Below are 24,492 nucleotides of genomic sequence, written 5' to 3'. Positions count from 1 at the left end.
CGCCCCCGCCGGCGGCATCACGCTGCTGGAAGGCAGCGGCATCTTCCTCCTCGCCGCCGGCGGCGGGATCGTCATCGGTGGCTTGCTCGGCTACCTGCTGCGCCAGCTGCGGCGCCGGATCGAATCGCCGGTCCTGGAGAACGCGCTCAACCTCGTGGTGCCGTTCGCCGTGTTCCTCGCGGCGGAGAGCGTGCACGCGTCCGGGGTGCTCGCGGTCGTGATCACCGGCCTGTATCTCGGCAACACCGCGACCGAGACGTCGCCGCAGGCGCGACTGCAGGCCGGGGCGAACTGGGAGGTGATCGACTTCGTCCTGGAGTCGATCGTGTTCGCGCTGATCGGCCTGCAGCTGCCGGCGGTGATCGCGGAGCTGGAAGGGCGCGACGTCTCGTCGGTCGCCTGGTGGTCGATAGCGATCCTGCTGGTGACGATCGCGGGCCGGTTCCTCTGGGTGTTCCCGTCGTCGTACTTGATCCGTTGGTTGTCGCCGTCGGTGCGCGCGCGAACGCCCTCGCCGTACTGGCCAACGCCGACCGTCAACTCGTGGGCGGGCATGCGGGGGGTGGTGTCGCTGGCGGCCGCGTTCGCCCTGGCGCACGACTTCCCGCAGCGTGGCTTGATCCTGTGGCTCACGTTCGTGGTCGTCTTCGGCACGCTGGTGATTCAAGGGCTCACCTTGCCCGCGCTGATCCGGCGCCTGGGCGTGAGCGGGACGGACGACATGAACGACCGGCTGGCCGAGGCGAACGCGCAGCACCAGGCCGCGCGGGCCGCGACAGGGCGGCTGGACGAACTGGTGTCTACGGCGTCGCATCCGCCGCCGGAGGAAGTGGTGGGGCTGCTGAAGCACTACTCCGAGTACCGGGCGAACAGTGCGTGGGAGCGGCTGGGTGGTGGCCTGTCGCACGGCGGGAAGGAGACGCCGGGTGCGGCGTTCCGCCGGTTGCGGCAGGAGATGGTGCAGGCACAGCGGGCGACGTTCACGCGGCTGCGGAACCTCGGGGAGTTGGACGACGAGGTGATGCGGGAGATGGTGCGGGAGCTGGATCTCGAGGAGACGATGCTCGGGCGCCATCAGGACGATCCGCAGCCGCACGCGCCGAGGGAGGCGTCACCGGCCTCCGAGGGCGCGTGAGTCGCGGCCCGGGTGCGTGTGCACTTACTTGACCGATAGGTCACGCGAATGCACACGCACACCGGCCGCCTAGCTACCGCTGTTGCCGGGTGGAAGTGCGATCGGCGGGCGGTGCGTCGTGTAATACGCGATCGCCTGCTCCGCTAGCTTCTTCGTCGCGCTCGAGTTCGCCATCGCGCCGAGCGGCACCCCCGCGAACGGCACGAACTTCATCGCCATCTTCTTCACCGCGGCGAGGCCGGCCATCCGCGTGAGCTGCCAGGCCAGCTCGCTGTAGGCGCGCCCCGCCCCGGAGCCGAAGTTCCGGACGCTGGTCGGTAGGTGCTTGGTCAGCGCAGCCGCGTCCTGCTGCCGACGCGCGACGTCGATCGCCGTGCGGGCGGCATCCAGCTTGGTCTGCAGGCCACGGATCACCAGCAACTCGGCGGCCCGATCCGGATGGGTCGGGTCGTACCCGAACGCCGCCGCGATGTGCAGCACCATCCTGGCCTGGTTCCAGGCCAGGACACCGACGTCCACGACCGCACCGACCGCACCGGCCGCTCCGGCTGCGGCCCCGGAGTACTTGCTCAGCCGGATGAACCGGGTCTGAATCACCGGCACCCACACGTGATCGGCGACGTACGGGTGCGCGGCCCGGGTACGCGCCATCCAGAGCGCGGCTTCCGGTCCGAACTTCTCGACCGCGGCCATCACGAGGAGCTCAGGCGCGTGGGCAGGATCGGCCTTCATCCGAGCCAGCAAGTTCGCGGGGATGGCGCTAGGCGTCTCGCCAGCGCCGGCCGTCGCCTCGGCGGCGTCGGGGCCCATGCTGGCCGGCGGTACCGCCATCATCTCCGTGCCCGGGTCCTGCGGAGCCGGGGTCTGTGCGTCCGCAGCCGAGCCCCACGCCGGGGCGCTCGGCGCAGCACCGCCGCCGGTTGCGCTCGGCACAGCTGCGCCGTTCGCCGAGTTCGGCGCGGGAATGCCGTTCGCCGAGCCTGGCGCGGACGTGCCGTCCGCCGCGCTTGGCGCAGCAGTGCCGTTTGTCGGGCCTGGCGCCGCGGGCGCTTCGCCGACCGGCGCCGACCCGTTGAGCGTTCCGCCCGTATGGGGCGGCGGTCCAGCAGGCGTGTCGCCGGCCGGGGTCGGCCCGCTGGCCGCGAACGGGGCCGCTGGCGCGGCCGCACGCGCTGCCTCCGAGGCCGGAGGCGCGGAAGGAATGCTCGGCGCAGACGGCGGCGCAGGCGGGGCGGTGTCCCGCGCGGCGGGGCTACCCGGCGCGTCCGCGGTCGACGCCCCGGAACCCCACGCCGGGGCCTCCGGTGCGATCGGCGGTGCGGCGGGGCTCTGCGGGGGTGCCGGAGGAGTGCGGTCGACCGGTGAGCGTCCGGCCGATGCTTCCGCGTCGGGCAGCACTCGCGTCGACGCCGGAGCGGCAGGTTGTACCACCGTCGGCACCTCGTCGACCGGCAGTGGCTTCGTGGCATTGAGCGGCTGCGCCTCGTCGGCGGGCAGCACGCGGGTGGGGTTCGGGGTAGCGGGCTCAGGGCGGCGCGGGATGTCGTCCATAGCACCTCCGAGCGTACGTACCCAGGTCGAGCGCCTCGCCGCGCGCACCGACGTACTGCTTTGCTAGCCGCGAACCGGTCCCTGTATCCTCGGACGCCAGGTGGCCTGGCACAGGTCTCCGGGGAGGCTTCGCCTAGTCCGGTCTATGGCGCCGCACTGCTAATGCGGTTTGGGGTTTATCCCCCATCGAGGGTTCAAATCCCTCAGCCTCCGCTCCCACCAGCCCGTATGCGCTCCGGCGCGTGCGGGCTGTTTCACTTCTGGGGGCGCAGGGTCTCAGATTGGGTCTCAGTTACAAGCTGGGGGACTTGCTGGAGACTCGCGGCGGCGACTACACCCCGCTACAAGGAGTAACTAGGTGGCCCGCTCGACTTGGCCAGCAACGGGCTCAGTCGGTGGGCGGGCGGCTGGCCTTCTTGGTTGACTGTCTTAATGCCTGCCCACGAGGTGCGGCCAATGCGACCTCGTGGGTTCCGCGCCGCTCGTGCTTACCGCGCACGCCATGGTGCTAATTCCGATCCTGCGACTGCTCGCCCGAGCCTGATGGGGCGGTTGGGATCCCTAGTTGACCCCGATTCTCCTGTGGACATTTGAGACCAACCGATCCTGTAACACACTAGTCGCTCACACCTACACTCAGAGGTAGAGGATTGCGTGCCAGCAATCAGGAGGCAGGTCCATGTCGGCGGATAGCTCAGTTGTTTGGCGAAAATCGACCTATAGTAGCGGGGACGGGAACTGCTTGGAGATTGCCGTTACAGCCGCGGAATCCGTCTACGTGCGCGACTCCAAGCATCCTAACAGTTACGTCCTGAATTTCAGCCGAGAGAGCTGGACATCGTTCACTAGTGCGCTTCGTGAAGGAGAAATTCGCGCCTAGAGTAGCGTTGTGCCGCTTGACATTCGGGCCGCCCGACGTGTCGATGACTGCCTGCCAGGAAATGGTTATGGTGAACCTTAAATGCCTCGTCGAAGACGAACATTCGCGACTCGCGCTATATTGATAGGCCTAGCGGTGCTCGGCTTCTGTGTCGCGGCGGCGCTACTTGGCTTGGCCATTGTCGCGCTGAATCGCAGCAGTGAAGCGGAACTAGTGAAGCTAAGCAATATCGGGCAGGCTTTCGGCGCACTCTCCGCCCTATTGTCGGGGATTGCCTTGGTCGGAGTCGTAATATCGATCCGCGCCCAGCTTCAAGACGTAGCGGTAGCACGTGCGCAGTCAGTTAGAGACCTTCATCTCGAACTCAGTCGCATGGCGCTCGATGACTGGAAATCGTTTGGGCCGATCTTTAGTGACTCGGCAATTGTCGATGCGCCTAACCCGAGGTCCGACGTATTCACCAATCAGCTGATAGCCTTTTGGTGGACGGCGTACGAATTCGGATACTTCTCGCCGGAGGCTACCCGATACAACTTTCGCGAGTTATTCAAATCTGAACCGGGGAGAGATTTCTGGGGGCGATCCGAGGGTGCGTGGCGACAATCGGGAACCTCGTCGAAATACCAAACTTTCCTAAGCATCGCTTCTGCGGAGTACTTGCAAGCTGTAGAGGGCGGGCCGCCGTCTCGCCCCGGGCCAAGTCCGGGTCCGAGAATCCGCCAGACGGATGGAAAACGGAAACTTAGTCTACTCTATTGCGGTGCGGCTGGCGGCGCCGCGCTTGCGTATGCCTTCCTGAGGACGAGAGCTAAGAGATAGCCCTGCCTTGGGCGATACTCTCGATGCTGAACACGCCATACTTAGCGATGATTCCTCCGCTATTCCCATAGCGCCTGGCCCATGAGGTTGGCGGCGTCACGCGCCATCGGCGAGGCAACATGCGTGTATCGCTCGGTCACTGTGATCCGGGAGTGGCCGAGGATCTCCTGAACGGTCCGGATGTGCACTCCCTGCTCGATGAGCAGAGTTGCTGCCGTGTGCCGCCCATCATGAACACGGACGTCGCGGACCCTCGCTAGGCGTAGGAGGCGCTTCCACTCCTTCCAATCGTCGGATCGATGGATGGGGCGGCCGTTTCGGACGCAGAAGACGACATCGTGGTCCTCCCAAGCTTCGGCGCTCGACCTCGGTCGCCCTGGTAACCCCGGGTGATCGCCCGCGCGGTCGGCATCAATGCGTTACTAGTTTGCGGACGACGCGGGAACCGTCAAATGCGCACGAAATTGGCCGTGCCTTCTAGCCATAAAGCCAGGTACCCGTCCGGATCAGGAACGCCATGGATATTTGGCTCTGCGTCTCGGTCGAAACCCGCGCTGCAAGCGAGTGTTCCAAACGCGCGAAGGATTCTCATGAGCCCAGCATGGCTCCTCTCTGTCTTCGGATCCAGCTCCGCTAAGCAGCATGCGATGACAGCAAGTCCGTAGACGTCTGACGGAACGATATCTACATCTTCCTCATCTACCCGGTTTTCCTCGTCGATCAAATGCTTGATGTCTCGGAAGACGTAACCCTCGGGCTCGGGACGTATGTTGCTTGTGCGCAGCACCCAAGGAGGTGGTCCCAGTCGTCGGACGCACTCGCCGATACCCGTCCACGCCCGCAGTACGCGGTCCGTCCGGAATCCAGGCCGCCCGTACGCAACAAACACGGTGTCGGCGGCCGGGGAAACATAGGTAATATTGAGGTTCGGGACAGGCGCTGCCCGGAATAGCACAGCCAAGTTCGCCTCGGCATTTTCGACGAGGTCGGCCGCCGAGAGGAGATGCTCTCGGAGCGCGAGGTAGACGCTGGCCGGATTGTCTGGAATGCTAGCAAGAATTACAGCTCGGTACATGTATGATAGATCAGCCACCTTCTTTCTCCAGTACTCCTGTCGTTCAGTGAATCCTCGGATCGAACGAGCAGTTCGATACGACGCTGAATTGTAGTAGCAGGCGAACAAGATGGTGTGAAGACGGGCTTCCGGGTCGGTGGTATTCGCTAAAGTCTCGGCGACTATTGTGGCGATTTCTTCAGCGACTAGATCGCGGTTAGTGGCAGGAACGCTCATAAGTAGAGACGTTAGGCTTTGAGGTATAGTCTTAGTAGACAGTGTCGATGCGATCACGTTTCGGGTCAGTAGGCGAAGCGTGTGGGGTGAAATCGAACAGAAATCCAGGCTGCGTGCCAGGAAATCATAGATGTTCTCTCGTTTAGTCGCAGCCCGCCTCCGCTTCTCTCCAAGGAGCGACTTGTAGATGCGATCCGCGCCTCGCCGATTGTGTTTGTCGCAAATTTGGACAGCAAGCTGTGCCACAACATCCCATTCGGCATTCGCCACCCGGGGTGCAAGCGTCCGTGCTAACCGCTCAGGCGAGTCGTGCATGCGATCCAGTTCATAAGCTGCGAAGTATTCCATAAAAGTGCGGTGAGTGAACTTATATAGGTCTTCTCCCTCGGCTGTGGATCCCACGTCGCTGAAGACCCATGCACGGCCTCGACAGAACCGAACGAACTCCTCGGCCGCCAGTTTCGCCTCCCAGGAGTCCTCGAACAGATTGTCGTGGAGGTATGCCTGGGTCTCTCGCGTAAGCACATCTTCGATGACGCCCTCACCGGCATCGTCGGTGGTAAGGAGCCAATAGGCGAGGTGCTTCAGGATCGGATCAACCTGATTTCCTATTCGAAGCTCAACTTTGATCTTCCGATGGTTATCCCACTGATCAAATAACATCGTCGCACAGCGCTCATAAACCGCCGGTCGATTTTGTGGGAGCGAGCGTTCGCCGCGGTAGATAATGCACATGAGGGCGAGAAGAAGTGGCGTAGATCGGATGTCAGCGACCTCGTCGCTCTCGTCCACGAAGGATTGCGCCCATTGCAGTGCCTCGGGATGCGTTAGCTTGTCATCCTGAGCGAACCACTTCGTTGCATACTGATAAACTCGATCCCGATCGAAGCCAGAGATCTCTAGCCGCTCGAATTGAGTTTTGTCCATTGGGGCTTGTTCGTAACCTACCCTGCGGGAGGTAACGAGCACGCTGGATAGCGGATACCGATTGCAGAATAGCCGGACCACATCAGTCACTTCGCGGCGGCGTGTTGTGTCGAGCAGTTCATCAAGGCCATCGAAGATAACGAGGCATCGTCCGGATACCAGCAATCGTTCAAGTGTTCCGGCTGGCGGCTTGCACGAGTAGAAAGCGTCGAGCTTCTGCTCGATGAAGTTGACTATGGAATTATCGACTCGTCCGCTGGCGGCGAACTCGCGGAGTGTTACTATGAATGGAACCTGCGCTTCGTCTTTCTTAGCACAGTGATACATTAGGACGGAACTGGCGGTGGATTTCCCGGCCCCGGGGTCACCCAATAAAACGGTTCGATCGATGTAGTCAAGTAGCCGATAGGTATCAAGGACGCCCTCTGTCTCGCCGTCGGCTAAAGTGATAAGTGGGCTAACATAAATATCTTCGATCGGAAGTTCACGCCTACGGTCGAAATCCGGCGGAGTAATCATAGAATGCCCGTGGATTACCTGCTTTCGATATTCTCGAACGAATGCCTCGTCGCGCTCCATGTCGGATGGCCTGGTTGCATTCAGGCAGGCCATATGGTTCTCGATCGACTCAAGCACGCATGTGATTCTTTTGAATAGGGAATCGTTGTGCAGTCGCGCCAGGTGCTCTGGCTCGTCCTTCCCAAGTTGCTCCACGACCCAGATGCATTGATCGTCGAGGATATCGAACGTCTGTTGTGCGGCCTTTTTAAGGTGGCTCGGATTGCCTGACTCTAGTCTCCCTGTCGCCTCAACTGTCCAGCGTTCTTTGAGCTGAATAATCCTCGGTGCGGATCCGTCGGATAGTCGAACGGCGACTAGTTCCTGCAGGAGAGCTTGGGCAATCGGAGACGTAAGGAACAGAGTAAACTGTTCATTTGAGATATCGCTTGGAAGCTGAACCTTTTTAATGGCAAGGGACTCGGCTAGGCTATCGCCGGACAGGAAGGCTGCCGCCCGCTTATCGCTTTTGTTTGCTTTTCCGCTGTTCCCTGCTGTGGCTACCACGATCTGCTTCGCTAGCTTGCGGAATACAGGCATTAGAACTTGCGCGCCGATTTCCGCAGATATCCCGATCGCTATCTCTGTCATCGCGCCCCCCAGTTCCGAATGGCCCTGCATGTTTCCAGGTAAGTTGGGAGCATGCAATGACCCGTTTGGCGGCTTCTAGCTGCCCCAGATAGGTGCATCGATGGTTAGCTGGTGTCAAGGCTGGCGGGTCGGCTACGGAGGGTCGATGGCTCCCAGATGTGACCCGGTCTGTTGGATGCGAGCGGTCCGTAGGACCAGGAGCAGGTCAGCCGTTGCGTGAAGACGCGCGCGATACCCGCAGCTGGCCGTAGCTGCCAGCTGGGTGGCACCGTCGCTTAGTGCCGTGACGGACCGTAGCCGGCAGTGTGCGAACGCCGCAGTGCGTCTGATCGTTGCTTGGTCTCAGTTCGGGTCTCAGTTCGTGGACGTACGAAGGGGTCCGCCCGCGTCCGCCGCCCCAGGTCAGGGACGTCCACGGACACCAGCGGACCCCACGCTCCGCACTGCTAATGCGGTTTGGGGTTTATCCCCCATCGAGGGTTCAAATCCCTCAGCCTCCGCTCCCAACGGCTCGTATCTGCTTCGGCGGATATGAGCCGTTTCGCGTTGCCGCGCACCCGGTGTCGGCGCTGTACGACCGGCTGCGTGACGGCTCCATCGGACAGTCAGTGATCAGAGCCTGAGATCACGAAGTCGCCTCCGCAACAGGGCGGGTCGCGTAGCCGGCGAGGGAGGGCGCGAGGGCGTCGAAGGCGACCTCCGCGAACCGGATGACGGCCTGTGCGATCTCGTCGTTGTCCTGCCCGGCCAGCGTGCGACGCGTGGTCTCCTCGAACAGCAGCCGGTGAACGCCGGCCAACTGGGTCGCCGCAACCCTGGGCATGACGTTGTCATCCGGGGCGCCGGTCGCGTCGGCCAGGGCGGCGGCAAGGGCTTGCTCCCGGTCGTCGTGGAATTCACGGAGGCGGGCCACCAGCGTCGGGCTCTCGATGATCATGCGGGCGAACTGGGGACCGGAGAACCCGATGACCGGATCGTGCGCGGCCGCTGCGGCGAGGAAGGCGCGGCGTAGCGCGGTGAGCGCCGATTCGCCCGGTTCCCGTTCGCGGACCGTGGTGGCCAGCTGCTGCACGAAGACGTCGTGCATATCCAGGGCCAGGTCTTCCTTGCGGGGAAAGTAGTTCGTGACGGTCATCTTCGCGACCTGTGCGGCGGCTGCCACGTCGGCGATCGTCACGTTGTCGAAACCCCGCTCGAGGAAGAGTCGGGTCGCCTGGCTGGCGATGTTTTCCCTGGTCTGGCGCTTCTTGAGGGCTCTGAGTCCGGTCGTCTGAGCGGTCATGCCCGGACTATACATAGGTCGAACCAAAGTTTTTTCTTGACATGGATCTAGGCTCGACCTAAGTTTAGGTCGTTGCCGGTGATCGCCTGGCACGGAATGGAGATCCACATGGCTGCCCCCGCCCCGAGCACCCCCACCGCCGCCGACCGCCGCCCAGTCGGGAAGGCGCGCCGCCCCCGCACCGACCACCGCATCCCCGCGACGCGGCAGCGCACCTCGCTGTCGGCCTTCCAGAACCGGCCGCGCCGGATCCCGGGTCGTCGCTGAGAACTCCTCCGCCTGCTTTCATGCCCTGTCGCCGATTCGGAAGGACTCGCGTCTTGCTTGCGAATACCCGAACCTCAGCCGCTGGCTTCACGACCGACGCGGTGGCCGACTACCTGAAGACGATCGGCCGCACTCCGCTGCTCACTGCGGAGCAGGAAGTGCGCCTCGGCGAGCGCGTAGAGGCCGGGACGGTGGCCCAGCAGCAACTGGACGCCGACGGCGATCGGCTCGATCCGGCGCAGCGCGTGGCCCTGCGGCAGCGAGTGGCGGACGGGAAGCGCGCGAAGCAGCACATGATCGAGGCCAACCTTCGGTTGGTCGTCTCGATCGCGAAGCGCTACGCCGCCGCGGGTGGGCTACCGCTCCTCGATCTGATCCAGGAGGGCAACATCGGGATGATGCGTGCGGTGGAGAAGTTCGACCACCAGCGGGGATTGAAGTTCTCCACCTACGCCACCTGGTGGATCAAGCAGGCGATCGGTCGTGCGCTGGCCGACCAGAGCCGCGCGATCCGGCTGCCCGCTCATCTGGTGGAGGTACTCAATCGGGTGACGCGTGCCCGCCGCACGCTGGCCCAGGACATCGATCGGGATCCCACTTCCAGCGAGATCGCGGCGCACCTGGACCTTCCCGTGGACAAGGTGGAGTTGGTGCTGGGGTACGACCGCCCAACCGTCTCGCTGCACACGCCGGTCGGTACGGACGCCGGCACCGAGCTGCGTGACCTGATCCCGGACGATGCGCCCGACCCTGCCGCCACCGTCGCGGCCCGCTGGCAGCGTGGCTATCTGGACACCGTGCTGAGCACGCTGTCCGAGCGGGAAGCGACTGTGATCCGCCAACGGTACGGACTGGATGACGACGAGCCCCGAACCCTGCACGAGCTCGGCAAGAAGCACGGATTGAGCCGGGAGCGCATCCGCCAGATCGAGAGCCACGCGATGCGGAAGCTCCGTCACCCCACCCGCGCCCGCGTCCTGGCAGACCTCCAGGCGTGACGCAGAGCAGCTCCGCGCCCGGTGCGCGCAGGCGGCGGCTGGTGAGCCCTGGTCTGCTTGGATGAATCGCATGGGCGCGAGCGAACTACCTGGTCGCTGGGCCAGTGCGGCGATCGCGCGGCTGACCGCCGAGGCCGCAGCGCTCCCGCCCACGCCGCTGCGCGCCTTCCCGCTCCCTGCCGACTGGGGCGTCTCGCTGTGGCTCAAGGACGAGTCGGCCCTCCCGACCGGGAGCCTCAAGCACCGCGCCGCTCGCGCGATGTTCCGGCAGGCGATCGCTTCCGGCCGGATCATCGAGGGCATGACGGTGGTCGAAGCGACCGGCGGCAACGCGGCGGTGAGCCAGGCGTACTTCGCCCGCCTGCTCGGCTTGCCCTACGTCGCGGTGATGCCGGGTGCGCCGAATGCAGCCCGGGCCGCAGCGGTCGAACGGTACGGCGGCCGGTGCGAGTTCGTCACGCCGTCGCTGGCCATCTACGACGCCGCCCAGCGGCTGGCGGACGCCGTCGGTGGTCACTATCTCGACCAGTTCACCGCGGCTGAACGGGCACTCGATTGGCGTGGGGACGACGTCGCCGGGGAGCTGTTCGGGCAGGTCGCCGACGTCACCGGCGAGGATCCGGACTGGGTCGTCGTGGGTGCGGGCACCGGCGCGACGTCGGCGTCGATCGGGCGGCACGTGCGGTACCACGGGCTGAGTACACGACTGGCCCTCGTCGACCCGGAGAACTCGGCGTACTTCCCGGGCTGGGCGTCCGGCGCGGCCGACTACGCCACCGGGATGCCGTCGCGGATCGAAGGGATCGGCCGGCCCCGGATGGAGCCCGGGTTCATCCCGGAGCTCGTCGACCTGGTGATGCCGGTACCGGACGCCGCGAGCGTGGCCGCGGCTCGCGCCGTCCGGACGGCTACCGGCCTCGCCGTCGGTGGGTCAACGGGCGCGAACCTGTGGGGAGCGTTGCACCTGGTCGCCGGTGTGCGGGACCGGGGCGAGCGCGGCACGGTCGTTTCCCTCGCGTGCGACGCCGCCGACCGGCATCTGGTCACCGTCCATGACGACGGCTGGGCGTTCGGTGCCGGCCTCGACCCCGGGCCGTACGCCGCGGCCATCCAGACCTTCCTCGACGGTGGTCCCTGGAACTGACCGGCCGCCGGTCTCCGGAACCGACCCGTCCGACGCCCGGCGGCGGGCCGACGACAGCAGCGGCTCGGCCACCAACATCATCAACGCCGCCACGGTGAGCAGACCTCCGGCCAGCGCCGTGCTCCGCACCCCGAACGCCGGGAGCAGCACCCCGCCGATCAGCGCCCCCGCGGTGATGCCGACGTTGAACGCCGTCGACGTCCACGCCGACGCGAGATCCGTGCTGCCCGGCGCGACCTGGAGCAGCCGCACGCCGAACGCGGTAGCCAGACCGGCGAGCGTCAGGCCGCCCAGCGCCACCGCCACGACGGCCACGGCCCGGGCGTCCCCCGAGTAGTAATGAAGGCCGAGGGCGACCGCCTGCAGGACCACCAACACGACCATGGTCCGCCAGGCGCCGCGGCCGATCAGCAGACCGACGAGCGCCACCCCGACGACGCCCGCCACGCCACGGACGAACAGCAGCGGTCCGATCGCCTCGGACGCGAAGCCGTTCACGTCGGTGAGGAACGTGCTGATGTACGTGAAGGCAGCGAACGCACCGGTGACGACCAGGGTGATCGTCGCCATCAGCACCCAGAATCGACCGGCGTCCGGTGCCGTGCCGCGGGCGGTCGACGCCGCAGCCGCCGACTTGGACGGCAACAGCACGGCCACCGTCGCGAGCAGCATCAGGCTCAGGGCGCTGATCGCCAGGAACGCCGCCTGCCAACCGGCCTGCTGGCCGAGCCACGTCCCGACCGGGACCCCCAGCACCGCGGCGAGCGAACTGCCGCCGGACAGCACCGCGACCGCCCGTCCGCGCATCCGCTCGTCGAACAGCGCAGCGGCGGTCGGCGTCACGATCGACCAGAACAATGCTTGGCTCAACGCGGTCACCAGCCGTGCGGCGAGCAGCACCCAGTACGTCGGGGCCAGCGCGGACGCCAGCGTGGTCGCCACCAGCACCGCGAGCAGACCGACCAACACCCACTTGCGGGGCCACCGGCGGGTCAACGCGGTCAGCGGGACTGACGCCGCCACCACCACCAGCCCGTACCCGGTGACGAGCAGACCGACCGCCGACGGCGACACGCCCAGGTCGTCGGCGATGAGGGGAAGCAACCCGATCGGGAGGGTCTCCACCGTCACGTACATGAACGTTGAGAGGGATAGTGCGAACAGTGCACCGAGTGCCTTCGCCATGATTCCGGTGTAACACCTTTTGGTGGTAGCGTAAACCTCATGGCGCCGAGTGATATCCGCATGGTTGGCGGACACCTCGCGCTCGACCTGGTCAACACCGTCGAGCCGCGGGTGCCCGGGGCGACCGATTTCCGCGAGCATCTCCGCACTCCGGATGACCTACTGGACTGGGGCCAGCGCGCCGGGTTGCTCGACGCGCGCGAGGCGGTGGCGGTCCGCGGTGCCTGGGCGTCGTCGCCGGCCACGGGCGATCAGGCGGTGCGCGCCACGCACGAGGTGCGCGAGGCGACGTACGGCGCCCTGCTCGCCGTGCTCGGGTTAGCGGCGGACGCTACTCCGCAGCTGGATGCCCTCTCACTGCGGTGGGCAGCGGCAACAACGCGGTCGGCGCTGGTCCTCGGTGGGCCGCGGGAGCCGGTACGCCTCGACGTCGGCACGACCCCCGCGATGCTGGTCCAAGACCGCCTGGCGACGGCGGCGGTGGACCTTCTCCGCACCGTGGACACCCGGCAGCTCCGGGCTTGCCCGCTCGAGAAGGGCGGCTGTGGCTGGCTGTTCCTCGACCAAAGTCGCAACAGGTCCCGGCGCTGGTGCGCGATGGAAGACTGCGGCACGCACGCCAAAGCGCGACGTCTGACGGCTCGGCGCCGAGTGGCTCACGCTACTAGCTAAGACGCTGACGGGGGTAGCTACTCCTTCGCCCCTGTGAGGGCCAGGGTCGCACCGAGGCCGATCATCATGACGCCGCCCGTCGCCCCCAGGCGGGCCAGCCGATCCTTGGAGCGCGCGAACCACTGCCGCGCCGTCGCCGCGGCCATCGCCCACAGGCTGTCGTGCACCAAGCCGATCGTCGCCACGATCACGCCCAGCACCGCGAGTTGCAGCGGTAGTTGGCCCGCTGAGTGGTCGGCGAACTGCGGTAGCACCGCGACGAAGAACACGATCGACTTCGGGTTCGTGAGCCCCACCACGAACCCCTGCCAGATCAGGCGCCGCGCGGACTGCGGTTGCGCCGGCTCCGCTTCGGCCGCCGAGCGCCGGTGCCGGATCGCCTGGACGCCGAGGTAGACGAGGTACGCGGCTCCGGCGAACTTCAGGAGCTGGAACAGCAGCACCGACTTCGCGACCACCGCACCCACACCGAGTGACACGGCGACGATCTGCGGCAGCATCCCCAACGTGTTCCCGAGCACACTCATCAGGCCGCCACGACGCCCGAGTGAGAGCGACCGCCCAATCACGAAGAGCACGCTCGGCCCGGGAATGGCGACGATGATGAGTGCGGTGACGGTGAACGCCAACAGGTGGGACGGGGGAGGCATTCAGCCACGTTATGCCAGATCAACCCGTTGTCCCTAGTGTCTTTCCGCCCCACCGTCTCCCCGCGGCCGCAGCCCCGGAACGGTCGGCGGGGCGGGTCGGGAGCGCCCCCCTCGCACTCGCGGTCGGCGAATCGAGCGTGTCCGACGGGGGACGGGGGTCCCAGCAAGCACCCCTGGGGCTGCGCTATGCTTTCGAACCGAACGACCCGCGCTCGTAGCTCAACGGATAGAGCACTTGACTACGGATCAAGAGGTTGGGGGTTCGAGTCCCTCCGAGCGCGCGCATGGTTGAGGCAGAAACAGCAGGTCAGAGGCCCTTTCCCGGGATGCCGGGGGAGGGCCTTCTGTTTGCCCGTTGCGCGCCCGTTGCACCGTAACGCTCGTACTGCTTAGTCGAAGTACGCAGACATCGCGCGAGTCGCCTCCGCGAGGTCGTTGATGCCCACCTTGATGTAGTGACGCTTCGTCACCGCCACGTCCGAGTGACCAGCCCGCACAGTCAGCACCACGTCGTCGATCTTCGCCACCCGCGCCAGGTAAGTCTGGCGCGTCGACCGCGCCGAGTACGGCTCCACTCGGCGCCGCCCGTGCGCGTTGCAGGAAGCCACGTCGGACAGGTACCGGGGCCTGCTGTGCGTTCCCATGTCGCGGGGCGAGTTCGCCCCGCTGGGTGGACGGTCTTCCGGGCCGAAAAGAAGACGGCTCTGGTCACCTGGAGGGCCGCGCTGCGCCCCTCTGCCCTGGAGCGCGTGCCGGGGCAGCGTGAGGCGGCTGCCGCCCTCACCCGGGCCGCTGACCACCTCGACCGCGAGCAGCAGCGGGGCATTCGCCGAGGCGCAGGCCGAGTTCTCGCGCCGCTTTCACGAGGAGTACGGCTCCGAACCCCCGAGTGAGCCGGTAGGCGAGACAGCCGGGCGGGGTCGTCCTACCGTGGAGTGATCAGAACGGGCCGCCGCCAGGGGGCGTCTTGGACGATCACGACGTAGGCCAGCACGCAGATGTGAGCGCTGCGGACCTTGGGTTCGTCCACGAGTCCAGCAACATTCCCATGTCGGATCCGCGTGACTCCGCAGCCTCAGCGCCCACGGACCCTGCCACGGTCCTGATCGAATACTTGCCATCGGATTGGCCCGTCGTCGCCGCTATTGGCCCCGTGGCCGCCGCTGTCCTCGCGCTCCCACTGAAGGCAGCCTTCGGTGAGCAGGCTGTGATAGCCCCCGTGGCGGTGTCGCACTCCCGCTGGCGGGAGGCGATCGGGGCGGCTGGCCGCGACTACAAGGTGCTGCTCGTGATAATCGGTCCCGATTGGTCGGCCAGTAAGACGGACGAGAGAGATGTGGCGCTGGCCAACATCGCCCACGCGATCACCCACAACAAGACGGTCATTCCAGTCCTGATGGGCGGCGCCCGGCTACCGAAAGCCCGCAAACTTTCCCCAGCCATCCGCCCGCTCGTGCAACGTCCTTACCTGGAACTTCGCAACGAAACCTTCAACTACGACGTCACGCGACTCGTCAACGCTGTGCAGCGGGCCGCCACTGACTCGCAAGTTCAACGGCCCAGCCCCTCCAATCAGCCAGAACCGGCCGAGGTCGAACCCGAGTCCACGGCGCACGGATCCCGCTCGGTGATCCAGGCACTCGTCGGGGCCGCCGCAGTAACCTCCCTGCTGGCCATCGTCGGTCTCGCGTCCGACGTCCTGCAGTTCGTCTCGGCGGGGTGGGCATGGACCGCCGTCGCGCTCGGTGGGGCGCTTGTTCTGGCCGTCGTGGCTTTCGGAGCCGTCTACCTCCGTCGGCGGCGACGCTGAGATCACCGAGGAAACTTCTGTCCCCATTGGTTGACTGCTCGAATGCTGACCCGTGCGCAGGTCGCCTGCTGGTGCGGCGTCAGTCAGGCAGCTGTTTGCGGGTGGGTCCGCGACGGTGACCTGAAGCCCGCAACCGGCCCCGACGTGCCACCGACACTGCCAGGTGAGCGGCCCCGAAAGCTGTACCGGCTCGGTGAGGCCCTGGAGTGCGCATCGCCAAGACCCTGGTCGACAACAACCCGCGCGCCCTGACCGCTGCATGACCCGCCGCGTCCGCTGGTGAGAGCCGATCGCCGGGTGGTCGACGTCGAGATCTCCTGCGGCCTGGCGGCACCCGCGCTGCTCGCCTGGGTATTCATGCTGAACACCGTCGCGATCGGGTGCCGTGGTGGCCGCGATCGGGCAGATCGCCGATGTCATTACCCAGATCACCGAAGGCCAGGCGACGATCGCGGCCGCGGTGGAGGACCTGACCACCGGGGAGATGAACCGGGGCGTCACCGGGGTGGCGAGCGGTAGTACCGAGATCGCGGACTCGATCTCGGCGATCAACGGGATTGCCGAGGACTACCGACGCAGCGCGGAACAGTCTCGCCACGCCGACCAGTTGGTCCAGATGAGCGGCGAGCTGCGCAGTCTCCTCGAGCAGTCCGATACTAACGGTGGCCCCGTCCTGGGGCCGCCCAGTGGGAGCGTGCTCCGCGGTGAGGCGTCAGCGCATCAGGCGGTCGATCAGCCGTGCCGGCTCGTACACCCGGCGACCCTGCTTGTCTCGGGCTCCGGTGCGCCGGTACGGCGTCTCGCCGGAAGCAGTTTGGATCGGCAGCAGTTCCGGAGCCTCGTCCACTGGCAGGTCGATGACCCGCTCCCGAACGGGGCCTCCCCGGAGCACGACAGAAACCGGCATCGGGAAACCTCCCACGAACCAAGGGGACGAGACGAACGTACAGGTCAATGAACGGGCTTAACGGAACTGGGGTCACTGCAGTCCCAAAAACATCATGCGTCCCCAACCGCACAAGACGGTTAACAGACGGCTTAACGCTCAGCCGCGTCTTTGAGCCGTCGGAACTCGGCGGCCAGGGCAGGGAGGTCGTAATGAGCGTTCAGGCCGCTGGGGTTCGGCAACACCCAGACCTGCGTGGGCGCGAACAGCGGATCCTCCGGCTGCGGTCCGATCCGCGCGTCCTTCCGCCCGAACGCGGCCCGGTACGCGGTCACGCCGACCACCGCCAGCCACTCCGGACGCCACTGCCGCACCGTGCGGACCAGCCGTTCCCCGCCCGCCAGCAGCTCGTCGGGCGTGAGTTCGTCGGCGCGGGCTGTCGCCCGGTTGACCAGGTTGGTGTTGCCGAGTCCGAGCGCCAGCAGCGCATCGGACTCGGACGGATCGAGCTGCCGCGGCGTGAAGCCCGAGCGGTGCAGCGCCGGCCAGAACCGGTTCCCCGGGCGGGCGAAGTGGTGCCCGCTCCAGCCGGACCAGAGGCTCGGGTTGATGCCGCAGAACAGCACCCGCAGGCCCGGGCCGACGGTGTCCGGGATCGCGAGGTCGTAGGAGGCCTGCAGGTCGGCCTTGGTCGGGCGCCGCGGGCGGCCGGTCGGCGCACCCACTTCCAAACCCTGCGCCGGACGCGCGCCCGCGGCGGATCGTGCGGCGGGCCGTCGCTCTCCGCGCCCGCCTGGACGTGCCCCGGTCACTCGGCGCGATAGTTGAGGTAGGTGGCGGCCATGTCCAGCTCGGCGTGCCCGGCGGCGACCCCGGCCGCGAAACGCTCGGCGACCGCCCGCGCGACCGGCAGGTCCAGCCCGTTCTCCGCGGCCGCCGCGACGATCAACTGGGTGTCCTTCGCGGCGCCCTCCATCGTGAACGACGGAGCATAGTTGTCGGCGAGCATCGCCCCGCCCTTGAGGTGGACGTACGGGGCGTCCAGGCCACCGCCCTTCACCGCCTGGAAGAACAAATGGGGGTCGAGCCCCAGGCTGCCGGCCAGCGCGAGAACCTCCGCCACTCCCGTGGTGACGGTGGCGACCCAGAGGTTGGCCACCAGCTTGAGCCGCGAGCCGTTCCCGGCCGGGCCGACCCAGAGCGTCCGGGCCCCGATCGCGTCGAACACCGGAGCGCACCGTTCGTGGGCGTCGTCCGGGCCGGACGCGAGCACGACCAGCGTGCCGTCCTCGGCCGGCTTGCGGGTACCGAGCACCGGCGCGTCGACGTAGATCAGGTTCCGTGCGGCGGCCAGGTCGGCCAGCCGGGCGGCGCCGTCGACGCCGACAGTGGCCGACTGGATCCAGACCGTTCCCGGCGCCGGGTCGGCGGCTTCGATCGCCGCGGCCACCGAGTCGGTGTCGAACTGCATAGTGACCACGGTGTTCGCGCCGTCCACGGCGGACGCCGCCGTGTCCGCCACGACCGCACCGACCGCGGCGAGCGGCTCCGCCTTCGCGCGGGTGCGGTTCCACACCCGCAGGGCCAAGCCCGCAGCCGCGATGTTCCGGGCCATTCCGGCACCCATGACCCCGGTGCCGAGCAACGCAACAGTGGTGTCTCCCATGCCCGCAACGCTAGCTCCGGCCCTCCGCGCCTGCCTGGTGGCCGCACCCCCAGCCCGGCCCGCGAACCACGCACACCCCGCGAGCGCGCGTGCCCGCGGTCCCACGCCCGTTGACGTCGAATCGGCCTTCACAGCGCGCTCGGAGGCCGATTCGACGTCATTGCGCGGGCGGCGGTGAGGTCAGGCGCGCGACTCGTGCTCGGTCGGGCGGGTAGCGCCGGCGTCGGGCGCGTGCCGCGCGGGGCTGGTCGGGGTGGGGCGTCACCGCGCGGCGTTCGCCTGGGCTGGCGCCCCATGGCGCGGCGTCGCGGGGCAGCCAGAACGGGTCAGCCCAGCAGCAGCGTGAACGCGCCTGCGGCGCAAGCGCGCAGCACGGCGCGGGTCGCGTCGACGTCGAGCGGGCGGTCGGGGTCGGTCACCATCAGGGACACCGCGAACGTCCGCCCGCTCGGCGTCCCGGCCAGGAAGTTCTCGGTGACGACGCCTGGCTCGGCGCCGCCCTTGCTCCACCCGACCGGCCAGCGCCCGACGTCCAGGCCCAGGGACGCAGTGCCCTGCTGCCCGAGCACGGCACCGACCGCCGGCTGGGTCGTGGCCTGCCGGACGAGCCCGGCGAACGCCCGGCACACGTCGGCGGGGGACGCGAACCACTCCACCGAGTCGGTGAAGCGCGGTTCGTCGGGGAAACCGGTGGGCCGGGGCAGGTGCGCGACGACGTCCCGCAGGTAGCCGAGCCGCTCCCGGGGTCCGTCGGTGGCGAGGTACTCCTCGCCCACGTGCGGATGCGTCTTGAGCTGAGTGGTCTCGCGGGCGGTGAGGAACGGCAGGTTGGCGCCGATCTGCGCGTGGCCGAACCGGACCTGCTGCGCTTCGACCGCACCGCGACCGAGCCGCCCGAGCAGGTGGTCGATCGCGGACGCGTCGCCGGAGAAGATCGCGTCGTCGGCGTAGCGCCGCAGCGCGAGCATGGTGCCGTCGGGCACCGAGCCCACCGAGGACGTCAGATCGGTCTTCCACGCGTCGCGGACCGCGAGCGGTTCGTCCCAGCGGAGCCGACCCTGACCGGCGGCGTGCGCGAGGGCGCCCAGCACGTACAGCGCCATGGCAGAGCCGATCGGCCGCGGAGTGGTCGGCGCGACGCCGTACACCGGCCGGATCTGCCCGTCCCGGTCGATCTCGCTGGCCAGGAACGACGCGCGGGGCGCCAGGCCCCGGACCGTGTCGCCCAGCTCGGCCCAGGACCGAGGAATAGGGGTGAAGCGGAGAGCGCGGATACGACCGGCCGCGTCGGTCTCCAGCATCAAGTGGTGCCGGTCGCCGTCGGCGTCCCGCAGCACCGCGTAGGCCCGCCGCTCGGCCTGCCGGGGCTGGGCGCGGAACGACTCGACGCGGAGCCCGGGCGGGGTGGAGACCGAGGGCAACGACGTGTGGGCACGGAGCTCGGCGTCCGAGATCGGCGCCCGGTGGGACACCTCGCAGAGCCACTGCACCTGACGCCCGACCGGCGTCGAGGGCAGCAGGGGCGACTGCCGATCCGCTAGCGCGGGCAGTCCGGGCATAGACGCCGCGTCACTGCGGCTGTACACGATCGGCAACGGTCGCCTCCCTCCTCGCTCCTCCAACGCGTGGCATCGTCGATTTACTCCAACAATCTCCTGACTCAGGGCTCGCGGCATCGGGGGTGACCCTGAGATCGCGATCTCACTGTTCGGCCGCGAGCACAGAGTTAGGCCATGCTTCACAGGCCAGCAACCCGCCGTGGCCGAGGCCCAGACGACGACCGGCCGCGTTGTCGGCCCGTCCGGATACAACTGCCAAGAAACGAGCGGCAGTCGGACGAACCTCCGCCTTGCCGGACCGCCGCCTGGACCACGCCCACGGCGGCCTGAGCCTGTGAAACACGGCCACGCTGTGAACGACCGCGTAGTTGCCTGTGAATTGCCTGATCAGTAACCGGTAGGCAAAACGCAGTCGGCGGTATCGCCTTCGCCCGCCTACGCTGGATGGCGCAATGACGAACGAATCGGCCCCGGTGGCCACCGCAGCCCCGATTGACATCGCGGACCTCCGATCACGCCTACCCGAGTTGACGCTTCGCGACGAGCATCGGTTGCGTCGCCAGCTGGACCGGGTCGGCGGTCTTCGCGACCCCGAGGCCGCTCAGACGGCGTTGCGCACGGCGGCCGAGGCGGTCGACCAGGCGGCAGCCAAGCTGGCGGCCCGCCGCGACAACGTGCCGGAGGTCAGTTACCCTCCGGCGCTGCCGGTCAGCCAGAAGAAGGACGAGATCCTCGCCGCGATCCGCGACCACCAGGTCGTGATCATCGCCGGTGAGACCGGCTCCGGGAAGACCACGCAGATCCCGAAGATCTGTCTCGAGCTGGGGCGCGGCATCAGGGGTCTGATCGGCCACACGCAGCCCCGCCGGCTGGCCGCCCGAACGGTGGCCGAGCGCATCGCGGAGGAGCTCGGTACCGAGCTGGGCGACGCCGTCGGCTATACGGTCCGCTTCACCGACCAGGTCAGCGACGAGACCGTGGTCAAGCTGATGACCGACGGCATCCTGCTCGCCGAGATCCAGCGCGACCGCGACCTGCGCCGATACGACACGATCATCATCGACGAGGCGCACGAGCGAAGCCTCAACATCGACTTCCTGCTCGGTTACCTCAAGCAGCTGCTGCCCCGGCGTCCGGACCTGAAGCTCATCATCACGTCCGCGACGATCGACCCGGAGCGGTTCGCCCAACACTTCGGCGACGCGCCGATCGTCGAGGTGTCCGGCCGCACGTACCCCGTGGAGGTCCGCTACCGGCCCGTCGTCGACCCCGATGACGAGAACGCCGACAAGGAACGCGACGTCACCCAGGCGATCATCGACGCCGTGCACGAGCTGTCCGGCGAGGGCCCCGGGGACATCCTGGTCTTCCTCTCCGGCGAGCGGGAGATCCGCGACACCGCCGACGCGCTCGGCAAAGAGAAGCTGCGCAACACCGAGATCGCTCCCCTCTACGCCCGGCTGGCCGCCGCCGAGCAGCACAAGGTGTTCCAGCCGCACTCCGGCCGCCGGATCGTGCTCGCCACCAACGTCGCCGAGACGTCGCTGACCGTCCCCGGCATCAAGTACGTGATCGACCCCGGCACCGCCCGCATCTCCCGCTACAGCCTCCGCACGAAGGTCCAGCGCCTGCCGATCGAGCCGATCTCGCAGGCCTCGGCCAACCAGCGCAAGGGCCGCTGCGGCCGGCTGTCGGACGGCATCTGCATCCGGCTCTACACCGAGGCCGACTTCGAGTCCCGCCCGGAGTACACCGACCCGGAGATCCTCCGCACGAACCTGGCGTCGGTCATCCTGCAGATGGCCGCGCTCGGGCTGGGCGACATCGCCGCGTTCCCGTTCGTCGAACCGCCGGACAAACGCAACATCACCGACGGTCTTCAGCTCCTGTCCGAGCTCGGTGCCCTCCACACCAAAACCAAGTCGGACGGTGTGCAGCTCACCGCCGTCGGTCGGCAGCTCGCGCAGATACCGATCGATCCCCGGCTGGCCAGGATGGTGCTGGAAGCCGACAAGAACGGCGTGGTCCCCGAGGTGCTGGTGATCGCCGCCGCGCTGTCGATCCAGGATCCGCGGGAGCGCCCGACCGAGCACCAGCAGGCCGCGGACGAGAAGCACAAGCGGTTCGCCGACCAGCACTCGGACTTCTCGTCCTACCTGCTGCTCTGGAACTACCTGCGCGAACAGCAGCGCGAGTTGTCGGGCAGCGGGTTCCGGCGGCTCTGCAAGTCCGAGTTCCTGCACTACCTGCGGGTGCGCGAGTGGCAGGACCTGCACGGACAGCTCCGCCAGATCGTCCGCGGGCTCGGGGTGACCGTCGACCGCCAGGCCGACCCCGGCACCGACGGCCGGAACATTCACGTCTCGCTGCTGGCGGGCCTGCTCTCGCACATCGGTATGCGCGACGAGCGGGCGAACGCGAAGGAGCCGCCTGCGCGCGGGCGGCGTCCGCTGACCGAGTACTACGGGGCTCGCGGCGCCAAGTTCGCGATCTTCCCCGGCTCGACGCTCGCCAAGCGCCCGCCACGCTGGGTGGTCGCGGCCGAGCTGGTCGAGACGTCCCGGCTCTGGGGGCGGATCACCGCGCGGATCGAGCCGGAGTGGGTCGAGCCGCTCGCCGGTCACCTCGCCATTCGGACGTACAGCGAGCCGCACTGGGACGCCGAGCGCGGCGCCGTGCTGGCCACCGAGAAGGTGACGCTCTACGGCATCCCGCTGATCGCCGGACGGACGGTCACCTACGGAAAGATCGACCCGGCGCTCTCCCGCGACCTGTTCATCCAGCACGCGCTGGTCGAGGGGGAGTGGCGTACCCACCACAAGTTCTTCAGCCGGAACCGCGAGCTGCTCAAGTCCGCGGCGGAGCTGGAGCACCGGGCCCGCCGTCGCGACCTCGTCGTCGACGACCAGACGCTCTTCGACTTCTACGACGAGCGGATTCCGGCCGACGCGGTCTCGGCCCGCCATTTCGACAGCTGGTGGAAGAAGGCGTCGCGGGAGACGCCCGATTTGCTCGATTTTTCGGCGGCGATGCTCGTCAGCCAGGCCGCCGGCGAGCTCGACATCACGACCGCCTACCCCGATTTCTGGGACGCCGACGGTGTGCGGCTGAAGCTGACCTACCAGTTCGAGCCGGGCACCGCGGCCGACGGCGTCACCGTCCACATTCCGCTCGCGGTGCTCAACCAGATCACCCCCGACCAGTTCGGCTGGCAGGTGCCCGGTCTGCGGCACGAGGTCGTCACCGCGATGATCCGGTCGTTGCCCAAGGAGCTGCGGCGCAACTTCGTTCCGGCGCCGGACGTCGCGAAGGCCGTGCTGGCGGGCATCTCACCAGAGGATGGCCCGCTGCCGGTCGCACTCGTCGCCGAGCTGCGGCGGCTGACCGGCATCTCGCTCCCGGTCGACGCCTGGCAGGACGACCGGATCCCTGACCACCTCGCGATGACGTTCCGGGTGGAGGACGAGCGCGGGCGCCGGGTCGGCGAGGGCAAGGACCTCGTCGTCCTGCAGCGCGAGCTCAAGCCGCAGGTGCGCGACGCGATCGCGACCGCACTCACCGCACCCGAGGAGCCACGCCGGTCTCGCCGCGGACGTAACGGCAGGGGTCGCGGGGACCGCGGTGCCGAGGCTGCTGCGCCGACCGGTGCCGGCCCGAATCGACCAGGCGCCGACGGTGCCCGTGGCTCGGCGTCGATATCCGAAAACGGGACCGACGGGGGCGGGGAGACCGCGACGGAGGTGCTGAACCTCGAGCAGACCGGGCTGAAGGCCTGGACTCTCGACACGTTGCCGCAGGTCGTCGAGCGGCGGCGCGGCGGTTACCTGGTGAAGGCCTACCCGGCGCTCGTCGACGAAGGCGACAGCGTCGCGGTGCGGCTGCTCGACACCCCGGCCGACCAGCGACGCGCCATGCTGACCGGGACCCGACGGCTGGTGCTGCTGACCGTGCCCTCGCCGAACAAGACCGTGGTTTCGTCGCTGTCCAACAGCGCGAAGTTGGCGCTCGGCCGCAACCCGCACGGCAGCGTTCCGGGGCTGCTGGCCGACTGCGTCGCCGCGGCCGCGGACGAGCTGATCGCCGCCGCTGGTGGCCCGGCCTGGGACGCCTCCGGGTTCGCGAAGCTGCGAGACGCGGTCCGGGGTTCACTGGTGGAGACGACGCTCGACGTGCTGAAGCGGGTGGAGCAGGTGTTGACCGCCGCCCACGCCGTGGCCGCGCTGCTGCCGTCGGTGCCCGCGGCTGCCAGGGCGGACGTCCAGGCGCAGCTCGAGGCGATGGTCTACCCGGGGTTCGTCGCGGCGACCGGACGTCGGCGGCTGGCCAACGTGCAGCGCTACGTGCAGGCGATGCAGCGGCGGCTGGAGGCGGTGCGGCGTGACCCGGCGCGCGATCGGGGCTGGCAGGACCGGATCGAGCAGGTGACCGAGGTGTATCGGGACTGGCTGAACCGGCTTCCACCGGAGCGGCGCACGGACGACGCCGTGCGTGAGATCCGCTGGATGATCGAGGAGCTGCGGGTGAGCTTGTTCGCGCAGTCGCTCGGCACCGCCTACCCGATCTCGGAGCAGCGGATCTACCGTGCGATGGATGCTGCGGGCGGTGGCGTCGTCGTTTAGGC

At 67.7% G+C, this 24,492-nt stretch carries 19 protein-coding genes, 2 tRNA genes and 1 pseudogene; 12 read left to right on the top strand and 10 right to left on the bottom strand.

From position 1 onward, the window contains the following. A partial coding sequence (locus ABEB28_RS14400; RefSeq protein WP_345728552.1) for a cation:proton antiporter occupies positions 1-1,135 on the top strand: 1,135 nt, incomplete at its 5' end. A 69-nt stretch (positions 1,136-1,204) separates the two neighbouring features. Here the strand turns inward: ABEB28_RS14400 and ABEB28_RS14395 are convergent. Next, on the bottom strand, positions 1,205-2,686 hold the full coding sequence (locus ABEB28_RS14395; RefSeq protein ID WP_345728551.1) for an EcsC family protein: 1,482 nt from the start codon (positions 2,684-2,686) through the stop codon (positions 1,205-1,207). Between the two features lie 122 nt (positions 2,687-2,808). On the opposite strand from ABEB28_RS14395, the gene ABEB28_RS14390 reads away from it, so the two are divergent. The 3 genes from ABEB28_RS14390 to ABEB28_RS43110 all read left to right on the top strand — a co-directional run bounded on the left by ABEB28_RS14390 (position 2,809) and on the right by ABEB28_RS43110 (position 4,385). Beyond that, positions 2,809-2,899 (top strand) — tRNA-Ser (locus tag ABEB28_RS14390). 466 nt (positions 2,900-3,365) lie between these two features. Further along, on the top strand, positions 3,366-3,566 hold the full coding sequence (locus ABEB28_RS14385; protein ID WP_345728550.1) for a DUF397 domain-containing protein: 201 nt from the start codon (positions 3,366-3,368) through the stop codon (positions 3,564-3,566). An 81-nt stretch (positions 3,567-3,647) separates the two neighbouring features. Continuing rightward, a complete protein-coding gene (locus tag ABEB28_RS43110; protein ID WP_376980902.1) occupies positions 3,648-4,385 on the top strand; it encodes a DUF6082 family protein in 738 nt (245 codons plus the stop codon). A 59-nt stretch (positions 4,386-4,444) separates the two neighbouring features. Here ABEB28_RS43110 and ABEB28_RS14380 read toward each other — a convergent pair whose 3' ends face one another. From ABEB28_RS14380 to ABEB28_RS14370, 3 genes are all read right to left on the bottom strand, one after another. After that, positions 4,445-4,801, bottom strand: a complete 357-nt coding sequence (locus ABEB28_RS14380) for a tyrosine-type recombinase/integrase (RefSeq protein WP_345728651.1) — start codon at positions 4,799-4,801, stop codon at positions 4,445-4,447. A 32-nt stretch (positions 4,802-4,833) separates the two neighbouring features. Next, positions 4,834-7,782 (bottom strand): NACHT domain-containing protein, encoded by a 2,949-nt coding sequence (locus ABEB28_RS14375; RefSeq protein ID WP_345728549.1) that lies wholly within the window; start codon positions 7,780-7,782, stop codon positions 4,834-4,836. Between the two features lie 595 nt (positions 7,783-8,377). Beyond that, on the bottom strand, positions 8,378-9,034 hold the full coding sequence (locus ABEB28_RS14370; RefSeq protein ID WP_345728548.1) for a TetR/AcrR family transcriptional regulator: 657 nt from the start codon (positions 9,032-9,034) through the stop codon (positions 8,378-8,380). A 108-nt stretch (positions 9,035-9,142) separates the two neighbouring features. Between ABEB28_RS14370 and ABEB28_RS14365 the strand changes: the two genes are divergently transcribed. From ABEB28_RS14365 to ABEB28_RS14355, 3 genes are all read left to right on the top strand, one after another. Beyond that, positions 9,143-9,301 (top strand): hypothetical protein, encoded by a 159-nt coding sequence (locus ABEB28_RS14365; protein WP_345728547.1) that lies wholly within the window; start codon positions 9,143-9,145, stop codon positions 9,299-9,301. Between the two features lie 53 nt (positions 9,302-9,354). Beyond that, positions 9,355-10,299: a sigma-70 family RNA polymerase sigma factor gene (locus ABEB28_RS14360; RefSeq protein WP_345728546.1), complete on the top strand. Its 945-nt coding sequence runs from the start codon at positions 9,355-9,357 to the stop codon at positions 10,297-10,299. Positions 10,300-10,369: 70 nt separating this feature from the next. Next, the gene (locus ABEB28_RS14355) at positions 10,370-11,443 is read left to right on the top strand and encodes a PLP-dependent cysteine synthase family protein (RefSeq protein WP_345728545.1); all 1,074 of its coding nucleotides are present in this window, start codon (positions 10,370-10,372) and stop codon (positions 11,441-11,443) included. Positions 11,444-11,713: 270 nt separating this feature from the next. On the opposite strand, the pseudogene ABEB28_RS14350 reads toward ABEB28_RS14355, so the two are convergent. Then, positions 11,714-12,628, bottom strand: a pseudogene (locus ABEB28_RS14350) (MFS transporter); the annotation flags it as partial. A gap of 39 nt (positions 12,629-12,667) precedes the next feature. Between ABEB28_RS14350 and ABEB28_RS14345 the strand changes: the two are divergent. After that, complete coding sequence (locus ABEB28_RS14345) at positions 12,668-13,300, top strand: CGNR zinc finger domain-containing protein (RefSeq protein ID WP_345728544.1); 633 nt, start codon at positions 12,668-12,670, stop codon at positions 13,298-13,300. A 17-nt stretch (positions 13,301-13,317) separates the two neighbouring features. On the opposite strand, the gene ABEB28_RS14340 is transcribed toward ABEB28_RS14345, so the two are convergent. Next, entirely contained in the window at positions 13,318-13,950 is a 633-nt protein-coding gene (locus ABEB28_RS14340) for a LysE family translocator (protein ID WP_345728543.1), read from the bottom strand. Between the two features lie 208 nt (positions 13,951-14,158). On the opposite strand from ABEB28_RS14340, the gene ABEB28_RS14335 reads away from it, so the two are divergent. Further along, positions 14,159-14,231: transfer RNA gene (locus ABEB28_RS14335), tRNA-Arg, on the top strand. Between the two features lie 108 nt (positions 14,232-14,339). On the opposite strand, the gene ABEB28_RS14330 is transcribed toward ABEB28_RS14335, so the two are convergent. After that, positions 14,340-14,594 carry a site-specific integrase gene (locus tag ABEB28_RS14330; protein WP_345728542.1) on the bottom strand — a complete coding sequence of 85 codons (255 nt, stop codon included), beginning with the start codon at positions 14,592-14,594 and terminating at the stop codon, positions 14,340-14,342. Between the two features lie 323 nt (positions 14,595-14,917). Between ABEB28_RS14330 and ABEB28_RS14325 the strand changes: the two genes are divergently transcribed. Together ABEB28_RS14325 and ABEB28_RS14320 are read left to right on the top strand one after the other, a co-directional pair. Next, positions 14,918-15,760, top strand: coding sequence for a hypothetical protein (locus ABEB28_RS14325; protein WP_345728541.1), 843 nt, complete (start codon positions 14,918-14,920; stop codon positions 15,758-15,760). A gap of 388 nt (positions 15,761-16,148) precedes the next feature. Beyond that, a complete protein-coding gene (locus ABEB28_RS14320) occupies positions 16,149-16,718 on the top strand; it encodes a hypothetical protein (RefSeq protein WP_345728540.1) in 570 nt (189 codons plus the stop codon). A gap of 80 nt (positions 16,719-16,798) precedes the next feature. Here ABEB28_RS14320 and mug read toward each other — a convergent pair whose 3' ends face one another. The 3 genes from mug to ABEB28_RS14305 all read right to left on the bottom strand — a co-directional run bounded on the left by mug (position 16,799) and on the right by ABEB28_RS14305 (position 19,871). Then, positions 16,799-17,377 (bottom strand): G/U mismatch-specific DNA glycosylase, encoded by a 579-nt coding sequence (gene mug / locus ABEB28_RS14315; protein ID WP_376980904.1) that lies wholly within the window; start codon positions 17,375-17,377, stop codon positions 16,799-16,801. 77 nt (positions 17,378-17,454) lie between these two features. Beyond that, positions 17,455-18,312, bottom strand: coding sequence for an NAD(P)-dependent oxidoreductase (locus ABEB28_RS14310; RefSeq protein ID WP_345728538.1), 858 nt, complete (start codon positions 18,310-18,312; stop codon positions 17,455-17,457). A 326-nt stretch (positions 18,313-18,638) separates the two neighbouring features. After that, a complete protein-coding gene (locus ABEB28_RS14305) occupies positions 18,639-19,871 on the bottom strand; it encodes a serine hydrolase (protein ID WP_345728537.1) in 1,233 nt (410 codons plus the stop codon). A gap of 452 nt (positions 19,872-20,323) precedes the next feature. On the opposite strand from ABEB28_RS14305, the gene hrpA reads away from it, so the two are divergent. After that, entirely contained in the window at positions 20,324-24,490 is a 4,167-nt protein-coding gene (gene hrpA / locus ABEB28_RS14300) for an ATP-dependent RNA helicase HrpA (RefSeq protein ID WP_345728536.1), read from the top strand. Positions 24,491-24,492: the final 2 nt, after the last annotated feature.

Origin of the sequence: Cryptosporangium minutisporangium (assembly GCF_039536245.1) — a bacterium.
In the GTDB taxonomy this organism is placed as follows: domain Bacteria; phylum Actinomycetota; class Actinomycetes; order Mycobacteriales; family Cryptosporangiaceae; genus Cryptosporangium; species Cryptosporangium minutisporangium.
The sequence above is the reverse complement of the archived record's forward strand: the minus strand, read 5'-3'. Positions and strand labels throughout refer to the sequence as shown.